Source organism: Pseudosulfitobacter pseudonitzschiae, from assembly GCF_002222635.1.
GTDB classification, from domain to species: domain Bacteria; phylum Pseudomonadota; class Alphaproteobacteria; order Rhodobacterales; family Rhodobacteraceae; genus Pseudosulfitobacter; species Pseudosulfitobacter pseudonitzschiae_A.
The window spans coordinates 2,226,064-2,251,065 of the sequence record NZ_CP022415.1; the positions used below are offsets into that span (position 1 = coordinate 2,226,064).

Sequence of the window (25,002 nt, forward strand, 5' to 3'; positions counted from 1 at the left end):
CTCCGGGGAAAGGCCAAAGGCCGGGGGCAGAGCCCCCAACACCACTGGCCCCCCCGCCCGCATCCGCTACAGTGCGCGGCATGACACACCTGCCCCCCCTTTTCGCCGACTGGTTCGCCGCCAAAGGCTGGCAAATCCACCCACACCAGCAGGATATGCTAGACCGTGCAGAGGCGCCCGCCCTACTGCTGATCGCGCCCACGGGCGGGGGCAAAACGTTGGCAGGGTTCCTGCCCACGCTGGTCGATCTGGCCAGCCAGCCGCACGCGGGTCTGCACACGCTCTATGTTTCTCCGCTCAAGGCGCTGGCCGCCGACATCAAACGCAACTTGACCACGCCGGTGACCGAGATGACCCTGCCTGTGCGCATCGAGGACCGCACCGGCGACACCACAGCCACCCAAAAACGCCGCCAGCGCGCCGATCCGCCCCATATCCTGCTAACCACACCTGAATCGCTGGCCCTGCTGACCAGCTATCCCGACGCGCCGCACATCTTCAAAGGGTTAAAGCGGGTCATCGTCGACGAGATTCACGCACTGGCCGAAAGCAAACGCGGCGACCAGTTGATGCTGGCGCTGGGGCGGCTGCAAACCCTGTGCCCCGATCTCAAACGTGTTGGCCTGTCCGCCACGGTTGAAGACCCTGCCGCCATCGCCCACAGCCTCGCCTGTCATCCCGACCCTTGCGAAATACTTCAGGCCGACCCCGGACCTGCCCCCGACATTGCCATGCTGACCACCGACGCCGCGCCGCCGTGGTCCGGTGGCGGCGCCAGATACGCCATCCCTGCCGTGCTTGATCTGGTCCGCCAGCACAAGACCACGCTGATCTTTCACAACACCCGCGCGCAGGCCGAGATCTTCTTTCACAACCTGTGGCTTGCCAACGAAGACAGCCTGCCCATCGGCATCCATCACGGATCACTTGACCGCGCCCAGCGGCAAAAGGTCGAGGCTGCGATAGTCGCGGGGCAACTGCGCGCCATCGTGTGCACTGGCACGCTGGATCTGGGCATCGACTGGGGCGACGTCGACCTGATCATCCAGATCGGCGCGCCCAAGAATGTCAAACGGCTGGTCCAGCGTATCGGCCGTGCCAACCACCGCTACAACGCACCCTCCAAGGCCCGCCTTGTGCCCGCCAACCGCTTCGAGGTGGTCGAATGCGTGGCTGCCATCGATGCGGCGTTGGCAGGCGACCTTGACGGAGACCCACGCGGCCCCGGCCCCCGCGATGTGCTGTGCCAACACATCCTGATTACCGCCGCCGCAGGCTCTTTTGATGCGGATGCACTCTTTGCCGAGATCACCACCGTTGGCGCCTACAGCACCCTGACGCGCGCCGGTTTCGACGCCTGTCTCGATTTCGTGGCTACCGGCGGTTATGCCCTGCGCGGTTACGACCAGTGGCAGCGGTTGAAACAGGCCCCCGACGGCACATGGGCCTTGCGCGACCCGCGCGGCGACCGGCGCATCCGCATGAACATCGGCACCATTCAGGACACCGACACGCTCAAGGTGCGCATGAAGAACACGCGCGGAGGCAAACCTTTGGGCGAGATCGAAGAAGCCTTTGCCGCCACTCTGACACCCGGCGATACCTTCCTGATCGGCGGCCGCATCGTGCGCTACGACTCGCTGCGCGAAATGACTGTACAAGTCACCCGCGACGCCGCGAAGAAACCGAAAATCGCCACCTTCATGGGTACCAAATTCGCCACCTCCACCCAGCTTAGCCAGCGCATCCTGCGCTTGTTTCAGCAGGAGATTTGGCCCGACTTTCCCGCGCACACCGCCGACTGGCTCGCCCTGCAACGCAGGGTCAGCCGTCTGCCCGAACCCGACCGCCTACTGATCGAGTGTTTTCCCCACGACGGGCGCACCCATCACGCAATTTATGGCTTTGCCGGTCGCAATGCGATGCAAACACTGGGCCTGTTGCTGACCAAACGGATGGAGGAGTTGGGCCTCGACCCGCTGGGTTTTCTGGCGACCGACTATGCCACGCTGATCTGGGGGCTGGAGCCGATCACCGACCCCGCGCCGCTGTTCGACATCGACGCCCTGCGCGACGGGCTTGATCGCTGGCTGGCCGGCAACGCAGTGATGAAACGCACGTTCCGCGCCTCGGCCACCATCGCAGGGTTGATCGACCGAAACACGCCAACCGCCCGCAAATCGGGCCGTCAGGCGTCATTCTCGTCCGACATCCTCTATGACACGCTGGCCAAATACGACCCCAACCATCTGATGCTGCAAATCACTCGCGAAGAGGCCATGCGCGGCCTTGTCGATTTCGGCCGGATCGAAGACATGGCCCGCCGCATCGGCCCCCGCGTCGACCTGATCACGCTCGACCGCCTGACACCTCTGGCCGCCCCCCTGATGCTTGAAACGGGCCGCGTACCCGTCCAAGGCATGGCCGAAGAACGCCTGCTTGCCGAGGAAGCCGCCCGCCTGATGGCAACCGCTGGCCTGCCGCCACCCTGATTTCCACTTTCGCCAGCCCCGATCACCCGCTATGAACAAATCATGAACGGTTGCGAAATCACCCTCCACGGCGCACGCCTTACCACGCTCGGCTCTGGCGCGCTGTGGTGGGCAGACCAAAGCCTGCTGTGCGTCTCCGACCTGCACCTGTGCAAATCCGAACGCATGGCGCGGCGTGGTGGTCCCAACCTGCCCCCCTACGAAACACGCGACACACTGACCCGTCTGGCGGCGGATCTGGACCACACACAGGCCCGTACGGTGGTGTGTCTGGGTGACAGCTTTGACGACCTGCAAGCCGCACAATCGCTTCTGGAGGAAGACCGTTTGTGGATCACCCGCCTGCAAGCAGGCCGCCACTGGGTCTGGATCGAAGGCAACCACGATCCCGGACCCATCGACGTCGGCGGCAGCCATCTGGCCGAGCTTTTTGTCCCACCGCTGACCTTTCGTCACATCGCGACGCACGGCACGTCCGGTGAAATATCGGGGCACTACCATCCCAAGGTCACCCTGCCCACGCGCGGGCGCAGAATCTCGCGGCCTGCTTTTCTTGTGGATAACGACAGGCTGATCATGCCCGCCTATGGCACCTACACCGGCGGCCTGCGCAGCCACGACGGGGTTCTAGCCAGCCTGATGCAGCCCGACGCCTCGGCGATCCTGACCGGCGCTGTGCCCACGCGCATCCCGATGCCGCGTCTATAGAACGCCAACGGCCTCAAGCTCGGGTTGGTATTTGCGGCTGACCGGCACCATATCGCCATTGGTCAGCACCAGCGACGGGCGCCCGTTGCGCACTTGGGTCTCGGCAACCGCCGCCCGCGCAACCCAATGCGACCGGTGGGTGCAATAACCCTCGACCAGATCCATTTCCTTGACCGCATCGGAAAACCGCATCCGCAGTTCGAACCGCTGGTCAGCGGTGACCACATGCACCACGTGTCCGTCCGCCGACAGCCGCAGCACAGCATGGTCCGCATCGTCCGGCAACCGGCGCAGCAGTCGGGCCTCTACGGAGGGCGGCACTTCTGCGGCGGGCATGTGCTTTGGCAGCTTGGACAGGCAGAACCGCAGGATGCTGACCATCACACAGATCGCGAGAATTTTTGCCGCCATTGGCCAAAAGGCAAGCTTTCCAACCCCTCCCATCCTGAACAGAGACTCTGTCCAGACATGCAAGACCGGCGCAAAAATTGCTGTGATGACCACCAGAGTAACGGGTTCGCGTGCAACAAAAGGCAGGTCGCCCAGCCAGCGCGCAGCCAACCTGCGCACAGTGCGTGCCACAGCAATCCCGCCGCAGATCGCCGCGCTCCAATACCCCAGTCTCGTCAGGAAACCGCCATGAAAATAAGTACCGAACGGCCCCGTCATTGCTGCAATGAGCACTATGACAACAACAATCATCGCATAAATGCCGGACTCGGAAGACGCGAGGTACGCCGCCCTTTTGCGCAATATGGAAATGGTATGGCCCACGTGGCAGTCGCCCAACACACTTAATCAAAGATTCACTCTATACGTGTCTCTTTACCGAAAAAGCGCGGATATTCAACAGCTAACGCGATCACACCTCTGCGCGACCAAAGGTGTGGCAACAAGGCCAACGGCGGACAAGGATGCCTCCCCGGCCCGCCACCGGCAAGGGCTTCAGACCGTCAGCCCCTCGGGGGCTGGCAACCCGTTGGCACGGCAGCAGGCGGTGACCGTATTGGCCAACAGGCACGCAATCGTCATCGGGCCCACGCCCCCCGGAACCGGTGTGATCGCCCCGGCCACTTTGGCGCAACTGTCATAATCAACATCACCCACCAACCGCGTGCCCCCCTCGGGCCTGTCGATGCGGTTGATGCCCACGTCGATCACCGTCGCACCGGGTTTGATCCAGCCACCGGGCACCATCTGTGCACGGCCCACTGCAGCCACCACAATATCGGCACGGCGCACCACATCGGGCAGGTCTTTGGTGCGCGAATGGGCAATCGTGACAGTGCAACTGTCACCCAGCAACAACTGCGCCATCGGTTTACCGACAATGTTGCTGCGCCCGATCACCACGGCATCCATGCCCGACAGCGATCCGTGGTGGTCGCGCAACATCATCAAACATCCCAGCGGCGTACAGGGCACCATGCTGTCCTGTCCGGTGCCCAACAGGCCGACATTTGAAATATGAAACCCGTCCACATCCTTGGCGGGGTCAATGCTGTTGATAACCAGATCTTCGTCCAGATGATCAGGAAGCGGCAATTGCACAAGGATTCCATGAATTTCCGGATCGTTGTTCAACTTCTGGATCAACGCCAGAAGATCCGCTTCGGCAGTGTCCACATCCAGCTTATGCTCGACACTTTTCATACCAACCTCAAGGGTCATCTTTCCCTTGGAGCGCACATAGACCTGACTGGCCGGATCTTCACCCACCAGCACGACCGCCAGTCCCGGCGTGATCCCGTGATCATTCTTCAGCGCCGCCACATGGGTGGCCACCTGCCCCCGCACTCTGGCCGCAAAAGCCTTGCCATCAATTACAGTCGCCGCCATCGGAACGTCCTTTTCTTTTGGTCATAAATATCCCCGCCGGAGGCAGGAGCAGCCGCAAGGTTGCGACCGGGCCAAGCGGGGGCTTGATGCCCCCGAGATCCGGCCCTTCGAATTCAGAACAGCCCTTCGATCTGGCCATCCCCGTTCAATATAATCGTTTCAGCCGACGGTCTGCGCGGCAGGCCCGGCATGGTCATGATTTCACCGCAGACCGCCACCACAAAACCGGCCCCCGCGCTCAGCCGCACCTCACGCACCGGCACCGTATGCCCCGTGGGCGCACCGCGCTGCGTTGGATCGGTCGAGAACGAATATTGCGTCTTTGCCATGCAGACCGGAAGGTTGCCATAGCCCTGGTCCTCCCAATCCTTCAACTGGTTCAGAATCTTCTGATTCATCACCGCCTCGTCTGCGCGATATATCTTTTTGCAGATGGTCTGGATTTTTTCGGCCAGCGGCATGTCATCAGGATAGATCGGGGCAAAATTTGCCGTGTCCGCATCGGCAATTTCGGCCACGCGGGTCGCCAGCGCCTCCGAGCCTTCGCTGCCCAGTTCCCAATGCCGCGACAGGATCGCCTCGGCACCCATGCTGGCAACAAAATCCTTGATCGCCTGCACTTCGGCGTCCGTGTCCGTGACAAAATGGTTGATCGCGACGACAACTGGCACACCAAAGGATTTCAGGTTTTCGATATGTCGTCCAAGGTTTGAACACCCTTTTTCAACAGCCTCGACGCTTTCGGTGCCCAGATCGGCCTTGGCCACACCGCCGTTCATCTTCATCGCACGCACCGTGGCCACGCAAACCACCACCGATGGCGCCAGCCCCGCTTTGCGGCACTTGATGTTCATGAACTTCTCGGCCCCCAGATCGGCCCCAAAACCAGCCTCGGTCACCACGTAATCGGCCAGTTTCAGTGCCGTTTTGGTGGCAATGACCGAATTGCAGCCATGCGCGATATTGGCAAAAGGACCGCCATGGACAAAGGCAGGGTTATTCTCGAGCGTTTGCACCAGATTGGGCTGCATCGCGTCTTTCAGCAGCACCGTCATCGCACCATCCGCCTTCAGGTCGCGGGCAAACACCGGCGTGCGGTCGCGCCGGTAGGCCACGATCATGTCACCCAATCGTTTTTGCAGGTCATTCAGATCGTTGGACAGACACAAGATCGCCATGACTTCGGAAGCCACGGTAATGTCAAAGCCCCCCTCGCGCGGGAAACCGTTGGCGACGCCGCCAAGGCTGACGTTGATCTGGCGCAGGGCGCGGTCGTTCATATCCACCACACGCCGCCAGACCACGCGGCGCACGTCGATGTCCAACTCGTTGCCCCAATAAATATGGTTGTCAATCAACGCCGAAAGCAGGGAATGGGCGCTGGTGACGGCATGGAAATCGCCGGTGAAATGCAGGTTCATCTCTTCCATCGGCACGATCTGCGCATAGCCGCCGCCTGCCGCCCCGCCCTTCATGCCAAAGTTCGGACCCAGCGAGGCCTCGCGGATGCAGATGCAGGCATTCTTGCCGATGCGGTTCAGACCGTCGCCCAGCCCCACGGTCGTCGTGGTCTTGCCCTCGCCCGCTGGCGTGGGATTGATCGCGGTCACAAGGATCAGCTTACCATTGGCGCGGTCCTGCACACCGTCGATAAAACTTTGGCTGACCTTTGCCTTGTCGTGGCCATAGGGCAGCAAATCGTCGGGCGGGATGCCCAGAACGGCGCCAATCTCCTGAATTTTCAGTTTGCTGGCCTCGCGTGCAATCTGAATGTCGGTTTTATGGGCCATGAATGTCTCCTCCCGAGCGCGACCACGCAGCGGGTGCTGCGGTATTGCCCTAATGCATACAGGCCGGACCAGCCCCCGCAACGGGGCGTTTCCGACATTTTGCGCACCTGCACCGTCCAGATGCGCCTCAATCGTTTCTTTTCGGAAACCAAAGACCTAGCGGCGGGCCTCGGCCAGATGCTTCCAGACCGGCTGGTCGGGAATATGCAGCACCAATGTGTCACCCACCGCAAAGGAACCTGCACGCTCGACCCAACCTGTCACCCCGCGCAAGTTGCGCGCGGCGGGTTTGAACCGTTTACCGAATCCCGGCATCTGCGTCTCGATCTCGCGGCCTGGCAGGATGCAGGGGCGGTTTTCCATATCCACCACCAGCGTCGCACCGCTTGGCCCCTGCAAGCGTGAAGACGGCGGGATATGGCTGAAATCGGGGATGCCTTCGACGATCATCGACGCACCCAGCAGCGCGGGGTCAATCGCGTCCACGCCCATCTTTTGCGCGATCTGCGCCAGTTCCTCGGCCGACAGAATCGTCACCTGACGTGCATTGCCAATCTCGGTGCCCTTGGGGTGCTGCGATGTCACACGGCTGCATGACGGGCGGGAAAAGCCGCTGTGAACCTCGCCTTCGAAACCCTCCAGCGTGACGGCCACGCTTTCCAGCGGCTCCGAACGTAGGGCCCCTGCAATGCTGCTGTCTGCGGGGTTTGTATTACGCCCCAACCATGTGATGCGGGCGGTGAACGACGTAGGTATAAGCGCGGGCATAAGCGGATGGCCTTTTTGCTGGCGACGGCTGGCGGGTTCGGGCGCAATCTGGCCCGCAAGCGGACAAAAGAAAAGACCCGTCAGTTGCTATTTATCCGCTTGGCATTGTCACGATGATCGCACCGCGATCAGTTGCAACCACCGTATGTTCGTACTGCACCACCGGCGCACGCGGCGCACTGTAAAGCGTCCATCCGTCGTCGCCGTCATCGGCCCACTGGCCGCCAGTGGACAGGAACGGCTCGACCGTCAGTACAAGCCCCTTGTTGATCCGGCGTTTGTCATGGCGATTGGGCCATGTGGCGATCTCTTCGGGGTATTCGTGCAAGGACCGGCCCACGCCGTGACTGGCAAGATTGCGGATCAGCGTATAGCCGCGCCCCGAGGCAAAGCGCCCGATGGCGTTGCCGATGCCTGCCAGCGGCTTGTTGCTGCCCACTTGCGCAATGCCGATCTGCATGGCGCGCCTGCCGTCGCGGCACAGGCGGGTCAGATCACTTTTGACAGGTGGCACCTGAAAGCTTGCGCCTGTATCCGCAAAAAATCCGTTCTTTGATGCCGACACGTCGATGTTAACCAGATCTCCCGCCGCAATGGCTCGCGCAGAAGGGATACCGTGGGCTATTTCTTCGTTCACGCTGATGCAGGTTGTTCCCGGAAAGTCATAGCACGCCTGCGGAGCAGATACGGCCCCCGCGTGCTCAAGAAAGACGCGGCCAATGTCATCCAGTTCACGCGTTGTCATGCCCGGCTCGATCGCCTTTGCCATTGCCTGCAGGGTGTCAGCGACGATCCTGCCGATTGCTTTCAGGCCCTCAAGTTCGCCCTGTTTTGTAATCGTCATCTGTCTGGTTCCTTGATGTCATGTTCTGGCGCAATTCCACGGTCGCCTTACAGCAAAAAGCCCCGCCGGTGCGGGGCCTTAAGTTTTGTTCTGCCTTGCCCTGACCGTCTTGGATCAGGTCGGTTCCGGCTCCATGCCACCCTCGGACGAAGGTGTTTTTTTCTTCGCCTTGGCCTTGGGAATGGCGGTCAGGCTGGGTTTCTCTTCCACAGCGGCAGACCCGCCTTCGTCATCACTACCCGGTACGGGCGGATCACCGTTCATCACACGTTTGATTTCATCACCGGTCAGCGTTTCATATTCCAGCAAACCTTGGGCCAGACGTTCGAATTCAACGTTCTTTTCCTTGATGATCTTGGCCGCCCAGTCATAGCCGTCCTGAATGAACGTGCGCACTTCCTGTTCGACGGTTTCCTTGGTGTTGGCCGAGACCGAGAAGCCTGCGGTTGCACCTTGGTAGCCCTGGGCCGCTTCGGAATAATCGATGTTGCCGACCTTGTCCGACATGCCCCATTGCAGCACCATCGCACGGGCCAGCGCACTGGCCTGCTGAATGTCGCCTGCGGGCCCGTTCGACACCGATTCCTCGCCGTATTTGATGATCTCGGCGGCTTTGCCCGCCATTGTCATCGCCAGACGCTGTTTGCACTCGTCCTTGAACATATTCAGACGGTCCATTTCGGGCAGGCTCATCACCATACCAAGCGCACCGCCGCGCGGAATGATCGTGGCCTTATAGACCGGGTCGCACTTGGGCAGGGTCATCCCCACCAGCGCGTGACCGGCCTCGTGATAGGCGGTCATTTCCTTTTGCTCGGGCGTCATCACCATGCTGCGTCGCTCCGGGCCCATCATGACTTTGTCCTTGGCAGATTCGAAATCGATCATGGTCACGAACCGGCGGCCCACACGGGCGGCCATCAGCGCCGCTTCGTTCACAAGGTTCGCCAGATCCGCACCCGAGAAACCGGGGGTGCCGCGTGCGATGATACGCAGATCGACATCAGGCCCCAGCGGCGTCTTGCGCGCATGAACGTTCAGGATTTTCTCGCGACCTTTGATGTCGGGGTTGGGCACGGTTACCTGACGGTCAAAACGACCCGGACGCAGCAGCGCTGGGTCCAGCACGTCGCGGCGGTTGGTCGCGGCCAGAATGATAACGCCTTCGTTCGCCTCGAAACCGTCCATTTCAACCAGCAACTGGTTCAACGTCTGTTCGCGTTCGTCATTGCCACCGCCATAACCGGCACCACGATGACGACCCACGGCATCGATTTCGTCGATGAACACGATGCAAGGCGCGTTTTTCTTGGCCTGTTCAAACATGTCACGCACACGGCTTGCGCCGACGCCGACGAACATTTCAACAAAGTCCGAACCGGATATGGTGAAGAACGGCACACCCGCCTCGCCCGCAATCGCGCGCGCCAGCAGTGTTTTACCCGTGCCCGGAGGGCCCACCAACAACGCACCTTTAGGAATCTTGCCACCCAAACGGCTGAATTTCTGCGGGTTGCGCAGGAACTCCACGATCTCTTCCAGTTCTTCCTTGGCCTCGTCGATGCCTGCGACATCGTCAAAGGTGACGCGACCCGACTTTTCGGTCAGCATCTTGGCCTTGGACTTGCCAAAGCCCATCGCCCCGCCTTTGCCGCCACCCTGCATCCGGTTCATGAAATAAATCCAGACACCGATCAGCAGCAGGAACGGCAGCAGCGTCATCAGGAATGACTGAAGCCCCGATTGCTGTTGTTGCTCGGCTTTCACCGGCACATTGTTCGAAATCAACAAATTCGTGACCTCGGCGTCTGCCGGTTTGATGGTCACATAGTCGATCTCGCCTTCGCGAAAGCGTACCTGCTCTCCGTCCAGTGTCACGCTGGTGACCTTGCCGGTCTCAACCGACTGAACGAATTCGGAATAGCTGATTTCGCGGCTCTGCAAATTGCTGCCTGTACCGCTGAACAAATTGAACAGCGAAACGATCAATACAAGCAGGACAACCCAGAACGCGATATTGCGTGCATTACCCAAGGATACTCTCCCAAAAATTCTCGGGACCAGATGGCAGTGTGCCATAGTCACCCGCATAAGATAGACATGCTGTCCGTCAGTTCAATGCGATAACAGCATCATCGACGGGATAGAAGTGCGGCAAAAAAGGCATCATGCCCCCCGGTCACCTCGGCAGACCATCCGTCAGCGTCGTCAAAAACCGGTGTCGCCAGTAAAGTCTGCCCCTTCCAGACAGCGGGCATCGACAGCAACGCCCCCCGTGGCAGGTCCAGATCACGCCAATCAGGCCGCTCTGCCAACGCGGCATCGCCCATCGGGCCGACTTGCAGCATCGGGTCGTGCTTTGGTCCCGAAATGCGCCAGCGATTGTCCCACAGGTCTCCGACACTGCAGCGGATGTCGCGCACTGCATTCAGCTCGCGAAAAACCCACAGGAAATCGCCGGAAAATGTCAGCTGACAGCCGTCCAGCGTGGTGGTGCGACCTTCTGCGATGGCGGCCTGCACGGCCGTTATGCCTCCGCGACGGGGCGGATAGTCACCTCCGTTGATCCACAGTATAGCATGAACCAGCAACCTGCGGGAAATTTCCGACGGCAGGGCGTGAAACCGCCCGACATCCAGCCGCACCGCACCCAGATGCACGGCAGCAACCTCGCGGGCTGCCAGAAAGGTTTGCCAGTCCAAAGCCTCGCGGGCCTGGCGCATGTTCCGCGCGACACCGGCCAGTGTCTTGGCCGTCAACCCCAGCGGTTCCAGTTGCGTCAGTGCCCGACGCATTGCCACGCGCGCAAAGCGGGTGTCGTCATTGCTGGGATCATCTGCCCAGACAATATTGTTACGCTTGAGATAGGCACGCAATTCGGCGCGGGTGATGTCCAGCAAGGGACGCACATAGGTTACGCCACCGCGCTGCCGTCGTGGCGCCATTGCCGACAGCCCGTCAACGCCTGCGCCGCGCGCCAGACGCATCATCAGGGTTTCTGCCTGATCATCGGCGGTATGGCCCAACAGGACAATGTCCAGCCCTGCGCCCTCGGCCCAGCGGTCGATCAGATCATAACGAGCGGCGCGGGCGGCGCCCTGCAAGTTACCTGCGCCGCCCCAGCCCTGCCAGTTCTCGACGTGATGCGGCAATTCCAGCGTGGCACACAGGTTGGAAACAAGCGCCAGTTCGTCTTGCACGCCAGACCGCAGGCCATGATTGACGCTGACAACTTGCACCTGAATGCCCCGCGGCTGTGCCACACGAGCGACCAAAGACAGCAAGGCCATCGAATCGCCGCCGCCAGACACAGCGACGCCGATCTTTTCAGGTAGGTTTGGCAGCAGTTGCGCCTCGATGGCTGCAATCAGCGCTGCATCATCCATGATCAGCTGCAGCCAAGGGCGCTCATCTCGGTTTGCGCCCGCGTGGCCGCCTCGGTTTCGCCAAAACGCACCGGAACTTCGCCCAGTGTCACGCAGGCCTCGCCGGATTTGCCCAGTCGGCCCAGAGATACCCCCAACAGCAACAGCGCGTCGGGCGCTGTCTGGCCGGTCTGATCCGCCGAGAAGGACGCAAGATAGGCACGCGCGGCCTCGCGGGTGTCACCCAAGGCTTCCAGCGCCTTGCCGCGGCCCAGTTCGGCAGCGGCGGCTAGCGGACCACCCGGATAGGTCTGATTGAAGGCCGCAAACTGATCTGCGGCGCTGCGAAAGTCACCGGATGCGAGCGCCTCCGACGCCCGCGTAAAATCAGCCTGTTCCTGTGTTGCCAGTTGCGCCTCGTTCTGGGGCGGTGTTGTCACCGGACCGGGCAGCGTCGTGCTGTTGTCGCCCGTATCTCCACCCAGCACCGGCGTATCGCCAAGCGCACCCAGATCGCCGCCCTCAAGTTCGACCAGACGGAATTCAAGGTCGCCGATCCGGTTGGTGCCGTCTTCGATCACGCGGCCCACCCGAAACTCAAGCTGTTCGGTCTTGGCGGTCACGCGCTGAAGCTCGGCTTCGATGGTGTTCAGCCGCTCCAACGTACTGCCCTGACCCACATCCACCGAAGCCGTGCCTGTCGTCGAAAGCTCGCGCCGCAGCTTCTGGATCTCTACGTTCAATATGGTCAGCTCTTGCCGGATATCAGCCAACGTGCTGCCATCTGCCGACTGCGCCATACCCGTGGTTGGCCCCATAAGAACCAGAACCGTTACCAGAACCGCGAAACGCCGCATCACCTTACCCCGTCAATCCACCGGCCAGCACTGTCACAGCACGGCGGTTCTTTGCATAGCATGCTTCGTTGCTGCACACTTCAATTGGCCGTTCCTTGCCGTAGCTGATCGTCCGCAGACGGGCCGAGGGCACGCCCTGACTGACCAGATAGGCACGTGCGGCATCCGCACGACGCGCGCCCAATGCAAGGTTGTATTCGCGTGTGCCCTGTTCGTCGGCGTGGCCTTCGATGATGGCGGTGTAATCGCCGTTCTGGCTCAGCCATGCGGCCTGTCCGTCCAATGTGGCGCGGCCTTCTGCTGTCAGGGTCGACTGATCGACCATAAACAACACGCGGTCACCGACCGCCTGTTGGAAGTATGCCACCGAGGTAGGATCACTTGCACTGCCAGGAACGGCGCCGCCGGCCATGCCGTTGCCCATGCCATTGGCACCATCTGCACCAAAGCGGTCGGGATTTGTACAAGCCGCCAACACCAGCGCGCCCACCAGCATTACGATTTTCGTCGAAAGTTTCATGCTTAAAGCCTTTTGAATTGAGTTCTATGTCTCGCGTTCGGTTCAGTCTAGCACGCTTACCCGCAAAGGGGAATCGTGCGGCTTAATTCTGCAACGGCCCCCAACTGGGGTCCGATCCGCCTTCGGGGGTGCGCACAGGACGCAGGTTGCGGCCCGTAATATCCACCGAATACAACGTCGAACGCCCTGATTCACCTTGGGTTTCGCGGGTGAACATAATCACCCGCCCGTTGGGCGCCCATGTCGGCCCTTCGTCAAGAAACGACGCGGTCAGCAGGCGTTCTTCACTGCCATCCAGCCGCATCACGCCGATGTGAAAACGCCCCTTGGACTGCTTGGTAAAGGCCACCAGATCGCCGCGCGGCGACCAGACCGGCGTGCCATAACGCCCCTCGCCAAAGGAAATGCGTGTAGGCTCTCCGCCGCTGGCGGACATCACATACAATTGCGGAGCCCCCGAGCGGTCGCTTTCAAATACGATCTGGCTGCCATCTGGCGAATAGCTGGGGGCGGTTTCGATCGACGGCGCCGAGGTCAGTCGCGTGCTCTGCCCCGAGTTTATGTCCAACGTATAGATATCGGTATTGGCCCCTTGGCTCAGCGAATAAACCACCGTCTGACCATTCGGGTGAAAGCGTGGCGCAAAGCTCATGGTGCCTTCCTGACTTTCCAGAACCCGACGCTGTACACTGCCCACGTCCAGCACAAAAATCCGCGGAAATCCGGTTTCATAGCTGGTGTAAAGCACCCGATCGCCGGACTTTGAGAACCGTGGTGCCAGAACGATGCTTTCGCTGCCGGTCAGATACTGCACATTGGCACCATCGTAATCCATCACTGCCAAACGCTTTTGACGGTCGGCCTTGCCGCCGGTTTCCGAAACAAACACCACGCGGCTGTCGAAATAGCCGCTTTCGCCGGTGATGCGGCTGTAAACGGCGTCGGCCACCTTGTGACCCATGCGCCGCCAGCCTGCGGTGGTGCCTGCAAATTGCAATCCGTTGCCCAGTTCGGCCCCCGAAAACACATCATACAGACGGAATTTTACCGTCAACTGATCGCCCGACACGGCAACCGCGCCGGTGACCAGAGCCTGCGCATTCACGGCCTTCCAGTCGGCATATTGGATCGCGGCGTTAAAGTCGCTGACCCCGCTGATATAGGCGCTGGCAGGCACCTCGCGAAACAGGCCGGTGCCGATCAGATCGGCCGCCACCAGTTGCGCCAGCTGTTGCCCCATCTGCGCACTTTCACCGTTTTCCGGCACAAAGGCCGGTACGGCAAAGGGCAAGGGTTCGATCACACCTTCGTCGATCACGATCCGCAGTGGCCCCTGCTGGGCCTGCACTGTGGGGGCGGTCCAGGCCAGAACGGCCATCATGCACACGAGAATTCGCCAAATCATTTGATGCGCATCCTTTCGGGATTGAACGTCATTTCTATCTCTTGCCACTGCCCGTATTTTTCGGGCGGCAGATTATATCCTTTGGCCCCGCAGCGCACGATCGCACGGCGCGCCGCCTCAAAGGCCTGTGCAGCAGCGTCGCCAGACCCACCAGAACTGCTGGTCATCCGGATCGACGAGATGACAGGCCGCGCATCCGGTGTCATCGACACACTGACCACCACTGTGGTGCGCAATGCCTCGGACGACAAGGAACCGACGTTCCAGCAGCTTGAAACCGCCACCCGCAGCGCGTCTTTTTCGCCCGCGGACATCGGTGGGCCAGTGGGGGCCGCTGGTTCAGATGTGGCGCCGCCAAGCGCTTCGGCAAGGGCTGCATCCACAGCATCTTTGGTGCTGCTGCTGGTCGCGGGCGGCGTTTCCGGTGTTGGATCGGGTTCCGGTTCGGCGGTGGCAGTGCGCACCGGCGGCGTGGGCCGCGCAGGTGGTCGCGGCGACGCGTTGGGCGCGGCGCTGGGTTTTTCCGCCTCGGTCACAATTTCGGTCGCAGCCTCTTCGGGGGCTGTGGCCTGCTGCGATTCCTGCACGGTTTCGCCTGTCTCGGCCTGTTCTACGGCATCTTGCTGGACCGGATCGGGTTCGGCCTCGGGCGGGGGCGGTGCCACTGCTTCGGGGGCCACGCGTTCGACGGGGCGCGGCACGGGGCGGTCGCTGATTTCGGGCACGACAACGGCCACATCTGCGGGCGGGCTGGGCTGCACAGGAGCTGTGTCTTCGACTTCGGCCACGGGTGGTGCGGGCTGCGGCACCTCGGGCACGGTTTCCGGCTCGGGTGCTTGTGTGGTTTCGGGCGCAGGCTGCGGCGTCACCTCGGTTTCGGCAGGTGGCGGCGTGGCGGCTGTGTCTTCGGTGGCAGGCGGCTGCGGTTGGGCCACCTCGGTGCCCGATTGCGGTGGCTGCTGCGCCGCGACAATAGCCTCGTACGCTTCGGTCGAGATCACCGATACATCCGTCGTCTGAAACGGCAAAGGTTCAGTCTGGAAGGTGCCGCCAAACAGCAACCAGCCGATCAGGCCGATATGGCCCGCACCTGATATGACTTGCCCTGCGTCCACTGTGGCTTACCCGCCCGATATGTCCGTGCCGTCCAGCGCAGGACCGCCGGTGTCCGTCACCAGACCGATGTTGGAGAATCCGCCCGCGTTTAGCGCGCCCATGATCTGCATCACGTCGCTATAGGGCACGGCCCCGTCCGCACGCAAAAACACACGGTCGCCTTCACGCTCAGCTGCAATCGCACGCAGTTTGGCCACCAGTTGATCACGCGACGTTTCGGTGGTCTGGATCTGGATCGCCCCTTCGGCGGTGATCGTCACGGTCAGCGGCTCTTCCTGATCGGCGGTCAACGCGCCTGCGGCGGTCTTGGGCAGTTCCACCGGCACGCCAACCGTCAGCAAGGGGGCCGCCACCATAAAGATGATCAAAAGCACCAACATCACGTCCACAAAGGGCGTGACGTTGATCTCGGCCATGGGACGCGCGCGGCTGCGCTTGCGCCGCCGTCCACCACCTCCGTCGTTTTGCATGACACCTGCACCCATGGCTCAGCTGTCCAACTGGCGTGACAGGATGGTTGCAAACTCGTCCGAGAATGCCTCGTAGCCTGCAATGATGCGGTCGCTGTCCGATGACAGCTTGTTGTAAAAGATAACTGCGGGAATCGCAGCCAGCAGGCCCAGACCGGTGGCCAGCAACGCCTCGGCAATACCGGGTGCCACAACGGCAAGGCTGGTATTTTGTTGCTCTGCAATCTCGATAAACGAGTTCATGATACCCACAACCGTCCCGAACAGGCCGATAAACGGCGCGGTCGAACCGACAGTGGCCAGCACCGACAGGCCCTTTTGCAGCTTTTCAGCCTCTTTGTTGATCGCTACGTCCATGCTGCGGTCGATCCGTGCGGTGGCGCCTGCGATCAATCCGCCGTCATCGCGGTGCGAGCGGCGCCATTCGGTCATACCGGCGGCGAATATCTTCTCGGCACTGCCACGCGGTTCCGGCCCGATTGTGTCGAACAATTCGTCCAGCGGTTCGCCTGACCAGAATTTATCGTCAAAACGCGCAGCCTCGGCCCGCGCCGCGCGATAGCGGATCAGTTTTTGCACAATGATCGACCACGCCCAGAACGACGCGAAGATCAGAATGATCATGACAAGTTTAACTGCGAATGTGGCGCGTGCGAAAAGGCTCCACAGCGAGAAATCTATCCCCTGCGCCAAAGCCAGCGTTTCTGCTTCCATCTGCCTGCTCTTTTGTTTGCGGCTGTTATGTTCAGCCTTCTTTGGTCGGAATCTATCCAAAGACCAAGCGGAAAGCTATCACAATGGCGGCAACTGGCCCTCAGACCCCGCCCAATGCGCGTATTTTCGCTGGAAGCCGCGTCGGACGCCCCTCGGTTGACATGCACGCCGCCGTGACCTTGGCGCGAAAAATGGTCTTGTCACCCAAACGCACCTGCTGATCGAACACCCAGCGCACGGCGCCAACGGGCTGATGCGTGGTCACAACCGTCAAACGGTCACCCAGACGGGCCGATCCGACGTAATCCGCCTCGATGCGCGTCACCGCAAAAACAATGCCTTCGGCGCGCATGGCGCGCTGGTCGACGCCCAACTGCTCGACAATTTCCGACCGCGCGCGTTCGATGAACCGCAGATAGTTGGCATAATAAACGATGCCCGCCATGTCGGTGTCTTCGTAATAAACTGTAACAGAAAACTCATGTGCCACCCGAAACCTCCAATCGCGCCGCCAGTCGCAGCGCATGTGTCTGGTCGCGTGCCGCCACCGGCATCACCGGATCATAGGCCGCACGGATCACATCGGCGATGTCGGGGCGCAACACCGTGGTCTGCCCGACAACCGCCAGAGGCGAGCTGGCCACAAAGGCCAGATCCGACCACAGCACGATCGCCTGTGCCACCTGCCCCAACACCAGCGTATCAGCAGGCAATGCGTCCAGCGCGTCGTCCATGCGCAAAAACACGAAACAGGCCTGAATGCCGCCCGCCTCATCAAAGCGGAATGCGCGGTACTGATTGGCATCCGCCGCTTTCAACCGCGCCACCAGCGGCCCGAGATCCGGCACCATGCGGTCCAGCCCCGGCACCTGCGGCAGCTCGTCCCAGTCACGAAAAAAGAACCACATGAAATTGCTGCCCAACTCGGGGTCCATGTCCGTGGTCTCGTGGCCCGCAAGCGTGCAAACCGCCTCGATCGCGCCTTTGATCACGCCTAGGGTTTCATCCTGAACGCCAAAAGCAATCGGCGCGATGGGGCGCCCCCAGCGCGCAAAGGCATAAGATCCGTCAGCGCGGGTGAACAAGGCTTCGATCTGGTCAGGTGTCATATGTTCTTTTGGCCGCAAATATCCTCGCGACAGACATAAAAGGTCTGGCGGGCGGTCTCAACCAAACAAATCATCAGGGCCGCGCGGCGCGTCAAGCCCCAGATGCGCCCAAGCCTTGGAGGCCAGCATCCGGCCACGCGGGGTGCGCTGGATCAGCCCCTGTTGCAGCATGAACGGTTCGATCACATCCTCAAGTGAGTCACGGCTTTCGCTCAGCGCCGCACTCAGTGTTTCAATCCCCACCGGCCCGCCGCCATAGTTTTCAGCGATCAGGCGCAAATAGCGCCGGTCGGCCCCGTCCAGCCCCAGATGATCCACACCCAGCCGCGTCAGCGCGCTGTCGGCCAGTTCCTTGGTCACCCGCCCGTCGCCTTCGACCACGGCAAAATCCACGACCCGCCGCAACAGCCGCCCCGCGATCCGTGGCGTGCCGCGCGCGCGGCGTGCAATCTCGCGGGCGCCGCCCTCGTCTGCCGGGGCGCCCAGCTTGCGGGCGTTACCGGTGACAATCTGGAACAACTCGTCTTCGGTGTAGAAATTCAACCGCGTCGGAATGCCAAAGCGGTCGCGCAACGGCGTGGTCAGCAGGCCCATCCGCGTGGTGGCCCCCACCAACGTAAAGGGCTGCAATTCAATCCGCACGGTGCGCGCCGCTGGCCCTTCACCAATCACCAGATCCAACTCGAAATCTTCCAGTGCCGGATACAGCACTTCTTCGACGACCGGATTCAGGCGGTGGATTTCGTCGATAAACAGCACATCGCGTGCTTCCAGATTGGTCAGGATCGCCGCCAGATCCCCAGCTTTGGCCAGCACCGGCCCCGAGGTCATGCGAAAGTTCACGCCCAACTCGCGCGACATGATCTGCGCCAGCGTGGTTTTGCCCAGCCCGGGGGGGCCGTGAAACAGCGTGTGATCCATCGCCTCGCCACGCTGGCGGGCCGACTGGATGAACACCCGAAGATTTGCCCGTGCTTCGGCCTGCCCCACGAAATCGTCCAGCATCTGGGGGCGCAGAGCGCGATCAAAGCCGTCTTCGGGCATTGGGTCAGGCCGCACAGTGGGGTCAATATCGCTCATGCCTTACCCCTTCGGTGCCAGCAGCTTCAGCGCGGCACGGATCAGGGTGGGTGTGTCGGCTTGCGGGTCATCGCGCGCGGCCTGCGCCACAGCGCCCGCCGCATCGCCGGGGCCATAGCCAAGGTTGCCCAAGGCCGACAGCGCGTCGGCCTGAGCTGTGGGTGTGGGTGCAGGTGCCACGGGCCGTGCAGGCGTTTCGATCGCTTCGCCCGCCACCTCTACCATCGCATCACCCGTCGCCTGTGCCACGCTGCCACCCATGGCCATCAGGCCGGGCGCCTTGTCTTTCAGGTCCAGCACCACGCGCTGCGCGATCTTGGGGCCGACGCCCTTCGCCGCCTTCACCGCGTTCCAGTCGCCCAAGGCAATGGCCCGGCCCACGCCGTCGGGGCCAAGCGCGCCCAGAATGGCCAACGAGGCCTTGGCCCCCACGCCTTGCACCGACACCAGCAGGCGGTGCCATTCCTTTTCCACCAAGGTCAGAAAGCCGAACAGTTGCATCAGGTCTTCGCGCACTACAAGGTCTGTATACAGCGCCGCGATCTGCCCCGTTGCGGGCAAAGCCGCCAACGTCCGGTCCGAGCAATAGACAAGATAGCCCACGCCGTTCACGTCGATCAGCACATGATCCAGTGCGCGATAGTCGATCCGTCCGGTGATTTTGCCGATCATGCGCGTGCCCGTTCTACTGCCGCGGCAAGCCCGCCCGTGGGGCCGTGGTGCGCATGACAAATCGCAATCGCCAGTGCGTCCGCCGCATCCGGCCCTGCAATCACCGCGCCGGGCAATTGCATTTGCACCATGTGTAACACCTGCACCTTGGCCGCGTGGCCCACGCCTACGACGGTCTTTTTTACGGTGTTGGGGGAATATTCGCCCACCTTCAACCCCGCCTGCGCAGGCACCAGCATCGCGATCCCGCGCGCCTGGCCCAGTTTCAGGGTGCCGGCACCGTCCTTGTTCACAAAGGTCTGCTCGACCGCTGCTGCATCGGGCGCATATTGCCTGACAATTGCAGTCAGTTGCGCGTGCAGCGACAACAGCCGGTCCGCCAGATCACCCGGAAGCGACTGGCACACGCCGTTCGCCACATGGGTCAGACGTGATCCGGTCATGTCGATTATGCCCCAGCCAAGATTGCGCAGCCCCGGGTCGATGCCCAAAATTCGTGTCATGTGTCGCGCCCCGCCCGGCCTGTGTTGTAGCGTTTTTGCCACTTTGGACATCAAGTAGCACGAAACGCGAACATCCGCCAAGTGCTAACGCACAAGAAGGTTTTGGCTCGACTGGACCCAAAACTGCCAGAAACCGCCCCTTCCAAGCAGGAAAGCGACGCTTCCTGCAGGGTCCGGTCGCGCCATGTCAAGAAAAATCCGCATAATTTTTCGACCCATGTAAATTTCGCATATCACACATGCAAACTTGGCGACTTGTGGCGTTAAATTGGGCAGACTATGTGCGCTTCACAACGACGATACAACGCAAATCAAACCAGAGGACTGCACCAATGTCTGCTTTCGACACAACCCGCACCACTTACGGCTCTGCTATTGTTGCAGGCCGCATCACACGCACTATTTTCAACGTCATCGCATCGGTCATGGCATGGAATGACGCACGCGTCACCCGCAAAGCCCTGTCCGCTCTCAGCGACCGTGAACTGCAAGACATCGGCCTGAGCCGTGGCGACATCGACGCGGCATCCTTCCGCCGCTAATCCGGCCTTCGGGCGCCTCTGACCCTCCCTCATCAGGCGCTCTTGTCCGGATACTAAAAACCGCCTTCCCGTCACGGGTGGGCGGTTTTTTTGCGCCTTGCAACCCGGCCCACAGCCCAATGTAAAATGCCGCTCCGACATATGTCGAAGCGGCTGGTACTTCTAAAAACAATCAAATTTCAGGTCAGAGCAGATTGGTTCTGGCAAAATCCACCATCACCTGCGTGACCGGATCGGCCTGCATCACCCATGCGCCGCCCTGCTCAAGGATTGTGCCCTCCTGCAACTCGGTCAGACGGTCGGCATAGGTGCGTTCGCCCAGCGAGACCAGCATAAATGCCTTGAAGGCGAAAAAGCCCAGCGCAACCAGCATGGCCCCCCTCAGCGGAAACTGCATCCTGCGACGTCTGGGCTTGACCACAATCAGACCATCACCGCGCAGACGGGTGGTGTATCCGTTGGACATACGACGGTGCTTGCGTGTCACCTGACGCAGGCGGGATTCAAAGTGTTGCTTGGTCTCAACCATGGCAGCCTCTAGCGGTTCGGCCCCCACCGAAATGCCCGCTTAATATGCCGCTCAAATGTGGCGGAATCTGGGCAAATCGCCCAAATGCGGTTAAAAGACGGCACAACTCACGGCTTTTTACGGACAGTAAGTGTCGTCCAGTCACCAATCATCTCGCGGTGATCAAGACTGTGTCCAGATTCGAGATAGTGGGCCAGAACGTCGTCGGCCTGCTCGTTGAGAATACCCGACAGAATCGCCACCCCTTCGGGGCGCAGATTGGCCGCAATATCGGGGGCAAGGGCCACAAGCGGCCCCTTGAGGATATTCGCAAAGATCAGATCATAGGGTGCCAGCGCCCGAAGATCGGGGTGGTCGAACCCTGCGGCCTCGACGCATTTGACCGCGCCCGCCATGTCATTGGCCGCCAGATTGGCCTCGGCCACGTCCACTGCCACCTCGTCGATGTCGCTGGCAATCACCTCGCCCTGCCAGATCCGCGCCGCAGCCATCGCCAGAACGGCAGTGCCACAGCCGATGTCGGCCACGCGGGCAGCGCTCCAGCCCGCAGCGGCCAGACGGTCCAGCGCGCGCAAACAGCCCAGCGTGGTGCCGTGATGTCCGGTCCCGAACGCCATCGCCGCCTCGATCAGCAGCGGCACGCTGCCTTCGGGCACCTTGTCGGCATCATGACTGCCAAAGACAAAGAACCGCCCCGCCTCGACCGGTGCCAGTTCGCGGCGCACATGGGCCACCCAATCGGTTTCGGGCAGTTCCGAGATCACAAAGGGTTTCGCGTCCATCGCCGTGGCCAGCAGGGCCAGTGCAGTGTCATCGGGACGGTCCGAGAAATAGCCGCCCACTTCCCACAAGCCCGAGCCGTCTTCGACTTCGAACACGCCAATGCCCGTGGGTTCTGGCTCCAGCCGCTCCATCGCGGCGCCCAGCGCCTCGGCTGCGGTTTTTCCGGTCAATGTGGTCAGGGCTGTAAATGTGGGCATTCAACGTCTCCGAAAGCGGTCCAGATTCGGATAGGGGCGCGGCGGCGCGGGGTCAATGTCCGATTGCGGCCCCAGACGCGCAACATAGTGCCAGCCCCAACTTGCCGCCAGCACCCCCATAACGGCCCCCGCCAGCGCCTGACCGTAAATCACACCCGCCGCGCCAAAGCTGCCCGCAAGCAGGATCGCCGCAGGCCAGCTTAGCACGCCGTCCTTCATCCAGTTCACCAGAGTCGAGCGTCCCGGCTTGCCCAGATTGTTAAAGGCCGCGTTCGACACGAACAGCGCCCCCACAAACATAAAGGCCCCCACGCCCACACCGGCAAAGGCATGCAGCACTTCGGCCCCCTGTCCGGTCAGACCGAACATCAGACTGACATAAGGGATCGCCGTCCACAGCAGCGCCCACGCCACCAGCGTATAGATCGCGCAAAACACCAGCGCGTCGCGATAGGTGCTGCGCAGCCGGTCATAATACCCTGCACCAAAATTCTGGCCAAAGATGCCGCCGATGGCCCCCGACAGCGCAAAAATACCGCCAAAGACCAGCACGGTCAGCCGCCCGACCACGGCCCATGCGGCAACCGCATCGTCGCCAAAGCGGGCCATGATCATGGTCAGGAAATAGTTGCCCGCAGGGGTGCTCATCTGGGTGGCAATGGCAGGCAGCGCCACCAGCATAAAGGGTTTGAAGATGCGCAGAACCATCGCACGGTCGGGCCGCTCTACCAGCTTCATCCGGATGATGGCGTAGTAAATCGCCAGCAGCAGCAGGCTGATCCGGAACACCACCAGCCCGATCGCCGCCCCGTCAATACCATAGTAGAATATCAAAAGCGGATCGATGAACATCGCCAGAACGCCCGAGAACAGCGTAACATACATGGCTTTGGCACCATATCCTTCGGCGCGCAGCACACCCGACCCCACCAGCGAAACCGCCATCGGCACCAGCGACGGAACCGTAATCGCCAGATACCGCGCCGCAAGGTCGGCGGTTTCCCCCGTGGCCCCCGCCATATCGACAAGCGGATGACGGAACACAACCAGCAACGTGGCCACAATGGTCTGAATGCTGGCGGCAATCACCATCGCCGCCCCCGCCTGCTGACGGGCCAGCACACGTTCACCGCGCCCGATGCTGCGCGACACCAGCGCGGTTGCGGCAATCATCAACCCCACCCCGATCGACACCGAAAAGAACTGGATCGCAAAGGCAAAACCGATGGCCGCAACCTGCTGCGGCGCGCCCCACTGGCTGAGCCATAGCAGATTGGCCGCATCGACCAGAAACACGAATGTGATGCCAAAAGCGCCCGTCGCCGTCATCCGCACCACGTGGCCCATAGTGGAGCCGGTCAGAAATCGGCCTTGCCCCGACACTTTACTCGGCCACTGCGGGCATGGTCCGCGTCAGCACTGTCTCGTGTCCGGGCACCGGATGCCGCGGGATCAGCAGTGCCAGCATCAGCGACGTGGCCGCCATCCCCGCAGCCAGAAAGAACACCACCGCAGGCGAGACCAGCCACAACAACCCCAGCGGCGCAGGCAGGCCCACGGCGGCGATGTGGTTGATGGTAAATGCAACGGCGGCAGTGGGCGCGATGTCTTGCGGATCGGCGATCTTCTGGAAATAGGTCTTGAGCGCCAGCGCCAGACCAAAGAACACATGATCGACCACATAAAGAAACGCAGCCACTGCGATGCCCCAACCCATATAATAAACGCCACCATAGCTGAGGAACACGGCCACCAGACCGATGTATTCAAACCCCAGCGTCTTGCGTTCGCCATAGCGTTGCACGACGCGCCCCAGCAACGGCGCCACCAGCATGTTGATCAGCAGATTGACCAGATAAAGCGTGGTCAGTTCGTCGACTTTAAAGCCGAACTTTTCGACCATCATGAAGCCCGCGAAAACAACAAATATCTGCCGCCGCGCGCCCGCCATGAATTGCAGCGCATAGTACAGCCAATAGCGTTTGCGCAGAATGAACTGTTTGCGCTGCGGATTGGGCGCTTCGAATTGCGGATAGGCGAGCATCGCAAAGATGGCGATGGCCGCCGTCACGCCGCCACCAGCCATATAGACCATATTATAGGTCAGGTTCAGCGGCTCCCACAGCAACAGGATCACCAGATAAACCACAAATGTAGCCGCCGATCCGATCGCCAGCAGCCAGCCCAGAACGCGCGGCGCGTGTTCTTTGTCGATCCATTGCAGTTGCAGCGACTGGTTCACCGTTTCGTAATAGTGAAACCCGATCGAACTGAGCATGGTCAGCGTCAGGATACCGCCCAGCGACGGAAATTGCGCGGTGATCGCAGTGGCAACACCCAGCAGCACCAGCGACACCAGCCCCAGCACCTGTTCGCGCACAAAGATGATGATGGCGATGACACCGATGGCCAGAAAGCCCGGAATTTCGCGCACCGTATGCAGCAGGCCAATGGCGGCTCCGTCGAAATTCGCAGCTTCGATGACAAAGTTGTTCAACAGCGCCGACCACGTGTTGAACGCAATCGGCATGGCCATTGCCATCAGGAACAGCAAAGCAATGGGGCGGCGCCAATACGGCAGGGCGGCAGCATCGCCGGTTTTTACGAAACGTGTCATGGGCTCTGCATTACGCCTTTTGTGAAATCGAGGCGAGACGAGAATTGTACCAAAAACCCGGAATTTCGTACATATTTGCGGC

General features: G+C 61.2%; 25 protein-coding genes. 3 read left to right on the forward strand and 22 right to left on the reverse strand.

Annotated features, from left to right (window positions below; genetic code table 11):
* Positions 1 to 80 precede the first annotated feature (80 nt).
* Complete coding sequence (locus SULPSESMR1_RS10810; RefSeq protein ID WP_089420826.1) at positions 81 to 2,492, forward strand: ligase-associated DNA damage response DEXH box helicase; 2,412 nt, start codon at positions 81 to 83, stop codon at positions 2,490 to 2,492.
* Positions 2,493 to 2,534: 42 nt separating this feature from the next.
* Positions 2,535 to 3,200, forward strand: coding sequence for a ligase-associated DNA damage response endonuclease PdeM (gene pdeM, locus SULPSESMR1_RS10815; RefSeq protein WP_089420827.1), 666 nt, complete (start codon positions 2,535 to 2,537; stop codon positions 3,198 to 3,200).
* Here the strand turns inward: pdeM and SULPSESMR1_RS10820 are convergent.
* The 18 genes from SULPSESMR1_RS10820 to ruvC form a co-directional block, all read right to left on the reverse strand.
* Positions 3,195 to 3,902 (reverse strand): LytTR family DNA-binding domain-containing protein, encoded by a 708-nt coding sequence (locus tag SULPSESMR1_RS10820; protein ID WP_089420828.1) that lies wholly within the window; start codon positions 3,900 to 3,902, stop codon positions 3,195 to 3,197. The genes pdeM and SULPSESMR1_RS10820 overlap by 6 nt on opposite strands.
* A gap of 243 nt (positions 3,903 to 4,145) precedes the next feature.
* Positions 4,146 to 5,039 (reverse strand): bifunctional methylenetetrahydrofolate dehydrogenase/methenyltetrahydrofolate cyclohydrolase FolD, encoded by an 894-nt coding sequence (folD, locus tag SULPSESMR1_RS10825; RefSeq protein ID WP_089420829.1) that lies wholly within the window; start codon positions 5,037 to 5,039, stop codon positions 4,146 to 4,148.
* 113 nt (positions 5,040 to 5,152) lie between these two features.
* A complete protein-coding gene (locus SULPSESMR1_RS10830; RefSeq protein ID WP_089420830.1) occupies positions 5,153 to 6,829 on the reverse strand; it encodes a formate--tetrahydrofolate ligase in 1,677 nt (558 codons plus the stop codon).
* Positions 6,830 to 6,985: 156 nt separating this feature from the next.
* Positions 6,986 to 7,597: an MOSC domain-containing protein gene (locus SULPSESMR1_RS10835; protein ID WP_089420831.1), complete on the reverse strand. Its 612-nt coding sequence runs from the start codon at positions 7,595 to 7,597 to the stop codon at positions 6,986 to 6,988.
* 91 nt (positions 7,598 to 7,688) lie between these two features.
* Positions 7,689 to 8,441, reverse strand: a complete 753-nt coding sequence (gene map, locus SULPSESMR1_RS10840) for a type I methionyl aminopeptidase (RefSeq protein WP_089420832.1) — start codon at positions 8,439 to 8,441, stop codon at positions 7,689 to 7,691.
* A 114-nt stretch (positions 8,442 to 8,555) separates the two neighbouring features.
* Positions 8,556 to 10,475, reverse strand: coding sequence for an ATP-dependent zinc metalloprotease FtsH (gene ftsH, locus SULPSESMR1_RS10845; RefSeq protein ID WP_089420833.1), 1,920 nt, complete (start codon positions 10,473 to 10,475; stop codon positions 8,556 to 8,558).
* Between the two features lie 98 nt (positions 10,476 to 10,573).
* Positions 10,574 to 11,827, reverse strand: a complete 1,254-nt coding sequence (gene tilS / locus SULPSESMR1_RS10850) for a tRNA lysidine(34) synthetase TilS (protein WP_089420834.1) — start codon at positions 11,825 to 11,827, stop codon at positions 10,574 to 10,576.
* Positions 11,828 to 11,829: 2 nt separating this feature from the next.
* Positions 11,830 to 12,663, reverse strand: coding sequence for a tol-pal system protein YbgF (gene ybgF, locus SULPSESMR1_RS10855; RefSeq protein ID WP_089420835.1), 834 nt, complete (start codon positions 12,661 to 12,663; stop codon positions 11,830 to 11,832).
* A gap of 4 nt (positions 12,664 to 12,667) precedes the next feature.
* The gene (pal, locus tag SULPSESMR1_RS10860; RefSeq protein WP_089420836.1) at positions 12,668 to 13,183 is read right to left on the reverse strand and encodes a peptidoglycan-associated lipoprotein Pal; all 516 of its coding nucleotides are present in this window, start codon (positions 13,181 to 13,183) and stop codon (positions 12,668 to 12,670) included.
* An 82-nt stretch (positions 13,184 to 13,265) separates the two neighbouring features.
* Positions 13,266 to 14,588, reverse strand: a complete 1,323-nt coding sequence (gene tolB, locus SULPSESMR1_RS10865) for a Tol-Pal system beta propeller repeat protein TolB (RefSeq protein WP_089420837.1) — start codon at positions 14,586 to 14,588, stop codon at positions 13,266 to 13,268.
* On the reverse strand, positions 14,585 to 15,703 hold the full coding sequence (locus tag SULPSESMR1_RS10870; RefSeq protein ID WP_089420838.1) for an energy transducer TonB: 1,119 nt from the start codon (positions 15,701 to 15,703) through the stop codon (positions 14,585 to 14,587). The genes tolB and SULPSESMR1_RS10870 overlap by 4 nt, the downstream gene beginning before the upstream one ends.
* A 6-nt stretch (positions 15,704 to 15,709) precedes the next feature.
* Positions 15,710 to 16,189: a protein TolR gene (tolR, locus tag SULPSESMR1_RS10875; protein ID WP_089420839.1), complete on the reverse strand. Its 480-nt coding sequence runs from the start codon at positions 16,187 to 16,189 to the stop codon at positions 15,710 to 15,712.
* A 3-nt stretch (positions 16,190 to 16,192) separates the two neighbouring features.
* On the reverse strand, positions 16,193 to 16,888 hold the full coding sequence (gene tolQ, locus SULPSESMR1_RS10880; protein WP_089420840.1) for a protein TolQ: 696 nt from the start codon (positions 16,886 to 16,888) through the stop codon (positions 16,193 to 16,195).
* Positions 16,889 to 16,988: 100 nt separating this feature from the next.
* Positions 16,989 to 17,378: a YbgC/FadM family acyl-CoA thioesterase gene (locus SULPSESMR1_RS10885; RefSeq protein ID WP_089420841.1), complete on the reverse strand. Its 390-nt coding sequence runs from the start codon at positions 17,376 to 17,378 to the stop codon at positions 16,989 to 16,991.
* Positions 17,368 to 17,997 (reverse strand): hypothetical protein, encoded by a 630-nt coding sequence (locus tag SULPSESMR1_RS10890; protein ID WP_089420842.1) that lies wholly within the window; start codon positions 17,995 to 17,997, stop codon positions 17,368 to 17,370. Before SULPSESMR1_RS10890 ends, SULPSESMR1_RS10885 begins: the two co-directional genes overlap by 11 nt.
* Before the next feature lie 57 nt (positions 17,998 to 18,054).
* Positions 18,055 to 19,077: a Holliday junction branch migration DNA helicase RuvB gene (ruvB, locus tag SULPSESMR1_RS10895; RefSeq protein WP_089420843.1), complete on the reverse strand. Its 1,023-nt coding sequence runs from the start codon at positions 19,075 to 19,077 to the stop codon at positions 18,055 to 18,057.
* 3 nt (positions 19,078 to 19,080) lie between these two features.
* Complete coding sequence (gene ruvA, locus SULPSESMR1_RS10900; RefSeq protein ID WP_089420844.1) at positions 19,081 to 19,749, reverse strand: Holliday junction branch migration protein RuvA; 669 nt, start codon at positions 19,747 to 19,749, stop codon at positions 19,081 to 19,083.
* Entirely contained in the window at positions 19,746 to 20,252 is a 507-nt protein-coding gene (gene ruvC / locus SULPSESMR1_RS10905) for a crossover junction endodeoxyribonuclease RuvC (RefSeq protein ID WP_089420845.1), read from the reverse strand. The genes ruvA and ruvC overlap by 4 nt, the downstream gene beginning before the upstream one ends.
* Positions 20,253 to 20,584: 332 nt before the next feature.
* Between ruvC and SULPSESMR1_RS10910 the strand changes: the two genes are divergently transcribed.
* Positions 20,585 to 20,794: a DUF1127 domain-containing protein gene (locus tag SULPSESMR1_RS10910; RefSeq protein WP_089420846.1), complete on the forward strand. Its 210-nt coding sequence runs from the start codon at positions 20,585 to 20,587 to the stop codon at positions 20,792 to 20,794.
* A 184-nt stretch (positions 20,795 to 20,978) separates the two neighbouring features.
* Here the strand turns inward: SULPSESMR1_RS10910 and SULPSESMR1_RS10915 are convergent, their stop codons facing one another.
* The 4 genes from SULPSESMR1_RS10915 to SULPSESMR1_RS10930 form a co-directional block, all read right to left on the reverse strand.
* Positions 20,979 to 21,323 carry a hypothetical protein gene (locus tag SULPSESMR1_RS10915; RefSeq protein ID WP_089422282.1) on the reverse strand — a complete coding sequence of 115 codons (345 nt, stop codon included), beginning with the start codon at positions 21,321 to 21,323 and terminating at the stop codon, positions 20,979 to 20,981.
* A 107-nt stretch (positions 21,324 to 21,430) separates the two neighbouring features.
* Entirely contained in the window at positions 21,431 to 22,303 is an 873-nt protein-coding gene (locus SULPSESMR1_RS10920) for a 50S ribosomal protein L11 methyltransferase (protein WP_089420847.1), read from the reverse strand.
* The gene (locus SULPSESMR1_RS10925) at positions 22,304 to 23,632 is read right to left on the reverse strand and encodes an MATE family efflux transporter (protein ID WP_250161458.1); all 1,329 of its coding nucleotides are present in this window, start codon (positions 23,630 to 23,632) and stop codon (positions 22,304 to 22,306) included.
* Positions 23,633 to 23,687: 55 nt separating this feature from the next.
* Positions 23,688 to 24,920 carry an MFS transporter gene (locus SULPSESMR1_RS10930; protein WP_089420849.1) on the reverse strand — a complete coding sequence of 411 codons (1,233 nt, stop codon included), beginning with the start codon at positions 24,918 to 24,920 and terminating at the stop codon, positions 23,688 to 23,690.
* Positions 24,921 to 25,002: the final 82 nt, after the last annotated feature.

Excerpts from the sequence above, each read along its gene's own strand:
- SULPSESMR1_RS10835 (WP_089420831.1), bottom strand. The coding sequence starts at position 7,597 with ATGCCCGCGCTTATACCTACGTCGTTCACCGCCCGCATCACATGGTTG.
- ruvC (WP_089420845.1), bottom strand. The coding sequence starts at position 20,252 with ATGACACGAATTTTGGGCATCGACCCGGGGCTGCGCAATCTTGGCTGG.
- tolQ (WP_089420840.1), bottom strand. The coding sequence starts at position 16,888 with ATGGAAGCAGAAACGCTGGCTTTGGCGCAGGGGATAGATTTCTCGCTG.
- SULPSESMR1_RS10890 (WP_089420842.1), bottom strand. The coding sequence starts at position 17,997 with ATGACACCTGACCAGATCGAAGCCTTGTTCACCCGCGCTGACGGATCT.
- SULPSESMR1_RS10810 (WP_089420826.1), top strand. The coding sequence starts at position 81 with ATGACACACCTGCCCCCCCTTTTCGCCGACTGGTTCGCCGCCAAAGGC.
- SULPSESMR1_RS10830 (WP_089420830.1), bottom strand. The coding sequence starts at position 6,829 with ATGGCCCATAAAACCGACATTCAGATTGCACGCGAGGCCAGCAAACTG.
- pdeM (WP_089420827.1), top strand. The coding sequence starts at position 2,535 with ATGAACGGTTGCGAAATCACCCTCCACGGCGCACGCCTTACCACGCTC.
- SULPSESMR1_RS10925 (WP_250161458.1), bottom strand. The coding sequence starts at position 23,632 with ATGACGGCGACGGGCGCTTTTGGCATCACATTCGTGTTTCTGGTCGAT.
- tilS (WP_089420834.1), bottom strand. The coding sequence starts at position 11,827 with ATGGATGATGCAGCGCTGATTGCAGCCATCGAGGCGCAACTGCTGCCA.
- SULPSESMR1_RS10820 (WP_089420828.1), bottom strand. The coding sequence starts at position 3,902 with ATGATTGTTGTTGTCATAGTGCTCATTGCAGCAATGACGGGGCCGTTC.
- map (WP_089420832.1), bottom strand. The coding sequence starts at position 8,441 with ATGACGATTACAAAACAGGGCGAACTTGAGGGCCTGAAAGCAATCGGC.
- ruvB (WP_089420843.1), bottom strand. The coding sequence starts at position 19,077 with ATGAGCGATATTGACCCCACTGTGCGGCCTGACCCAATGCCCGAAGAC.
- SULPSESMR1_RS10910 (WP_089420846.1), top strand. The coding sequence starts at position 20,585 with ATGTCTGCTTTCGACACAACCCGCACCACTTACGGCTCTGCTATTGTT.
- SULPSESMR1_RS10930 (WP_089420849.1), bottom strand. The coding sequence starts at position 24,920 with ATGACACGTTTCGTAAAAACCGGCGATGCTGCCGCCCTGCCGTATTGG.
- folD (WP_089420829.1), bottom strand. The coding sequence starts at position 5,039 with ATGGCGGCGACTGTAATTGATGGCAAGGCTTTTGCGGCCAGAGTGCGG.
- ruvA (WP_089420844.1), bottom strand. The coding sequence starts at position 19,749 with ATGATCGGCAAAATCACCGGACGGATCGACTATCGCGCACTGGATCAT.
- SULPSESMR1_RS10920 (WP_089420847.1), bottom strand. The coding sequence starts at position 22,303 with ATGCCCACATTTACAGCCCTGACCACATTGACCGGAAAAACCGCAGCC.
- tolR (WP_089420839.1), bottom strand. The coding sequence starts at position 16,189 with ATGGGTGCAGGTGTCATGCAAAACGACGGAGGTGGTGGACGGCGGCGC.
- tolB (WP_089420837.1), bottom strand. The coding sequence starts at position 14,588 with ATGATTTGGCGAATTCTCGTGTGCATGATGGCCGTTCTGGCCTGGACC.
- pal (WP_089420836.1), bottom strand. The coding sequence starts at position 13,183 with ATGAAACTTTCGACGAAAATCGTAATGCTGGTGGGCGCGCTGGTGTTG.
- ybgF (WP_089420835.1), bottom strand. The coding sequence starts at position 12,663 with ATGCGGCGTTTCGCGGTTCTGGTAACGGTTCTGGTTCTTATGGGGCCA.
- SULPSESMR1_RS10915 (WP_089422282.1), bottom strand. The coding sequence starts at position 21,323 with ATGGTTGAGACCAAGCAACACTTTGAATCCCGCCTGCGTCAGGTGACA.